Below are 1,194 nucleotides of genomic sequence, written 5' to 3' on the forward strand. Positions count from 1 at the left end.
CAATACAGGAGATATGAAAAATGCGTGACGCTGCGATTAATTTGCGTGCTTTGCCGGAACAACGTGATCTCATAGATCAAGCCGCCAGCCTATTAGGTAAAAACCGATCTGATTTTATGTTGGAAGTAGCGTGTGAGCGCGCACAAGCTATTCTGCTCGACCAAGTTTTTTTCCAGTTAGATACTGAGAAATTTCATGAATTCACAGCGATGCTTGACGCACCTCAAAATGCAAATCAAGGTCTGGAACGTCTGATGGCAGTTAAAGCGCCTTGGGCATGAGTTTACAATTGTCTGCTCCTGAGCCACTTACAACTGCACATATCCTTGACGCTTTCGGTTGTGGGGAAACAACGTTAGATGAATGGTTAAAACGGCTCGCTCTGACAAACCACTTAAACGGTGCAAGTCGTACTTTTGTTGTCACGGCTCACGATAAAAGTGTTGTTGGTTATTATGCACTCGCAGCCGGTGCTGTGTCGCACAGGGAAGCGGCAGGATCTGTTCGGCGTAATATGCCTGATCCTATTCCGGTCATAGTATTGGGAAGACTGGCGGTCGACCTTCGCACTCAAGGAGTAAAGTTAGGTTCATCATTGCTACAGGATGCCGTTCTTCGAGTTCGCTCAATTGTTGAAAACACAGGGGTCAGAGCATTGCTCGTGCATGCACTTCATAAACCGGCTAAACAATTTTATGAACACTACGGTTTTACATCATCGCCAATTAATCCGATGACATTAATGCTACGCCTTTAGCGTTTCCAAAGACCATGAAGCGCAGCATGTGATGAAATCGAAAAACACTAAATATGAAGTAATACTTCATAATGATGAAGTATGATTTTTGTTATTTTGTATTATTATGATCTAGAGTGCTTTTTTCCATGATATCGGTCATCGCACCTTCATGCGCCTGAAGATTACGGATATAACGCATTAATGTTTCAGGTTTTTTCCATGTCCCTTCCTGCATGATCTGAGCGACGGCATAGCCACGTCCCGCCATATCCTGTGCAGCGCCTACGCGGGCACTGTGACCAGTCCAGGCCGTATAGCGCCCTTTGTTTGGAATGATAGGTTCACCTGCTCCAATCGTAAGCCAGGCCTGTGCGAAAATTGATTCAATCGCAGGCGTGCTCAGCGGACGGGTGACTGAAAGAGTTGCACTCCCAGAGCGGTGCACCGGACAAAAG

Annotated in this window: 3 protein-coding genes; 2 read left to right on the plus strand and 1 reads right to left on the minus strand. The window is 46.0% G+C overall.

Annotated features, from left to right (window positions below; all coding sequences use genetic code 11):
* Positions 1-20: 20 nt before the first annotated feature.
* Together AC1DUO_RS25195 and AC1DUO_RS25200 are read left to right on the plus strand one after the other, a co-directional pair.
* Entirely contained in the window at positions 21-281 is a 261-nt protein-coding gene (locus AC1DUO_RS25195) for a type II toxin-antitoxin system TacA family antitoxin (protein WP_112198336.1), read from the plus strand.
* The gene (locus tag AC1DUO_RS25200; protein WP_354568732.1) at positions 278-757 is read left to right on the plus strand and encodes a GNAT family N-acetyltransferase; all 480 of its coding nucleotides are present in this window, start codon (positions 278-280) and stop codon (positions 755-757) included. Before AC1DUO_RS25195 ends, AC1DUO_RS25200 begins: the two co-directional genes overlap by 4 nt.
* A gap of 91 nt (positions 758-848) precedes the next feature.
* Here the strand turns inward: AC1DUO_RS25200 and AC1DUO_RS25205 are convergent.
* Positions 849-1,194: site-specific integrase (locus tag AC1DUO_RS25205; RefSeq protein ID WP_477989419.1), on the minus strand; the 346-nt coding region annotated here is incomplete at its 5' end.

It is taken from the genome of Rahnella sp. P4_A8 (assembly GCF_056402435.1).

Excerpts from the sequence above, each read along its gene's own strand:
- AC1DUO_RS25195 (WP_112198336.1), top strand. The coding sequence starts at position 21 with ATGCGTGACGCTGCGATTAATTTGCGTGCTTTGCCGGAACAACGTGAT.
- AC1DUO_RS25200 (WP_354568732.1), top strand. The coding sequence starts at position 278 with ATGAGTTTACAATTGTCTGCTCCTGAGCCACTTACAACTGCACATATC.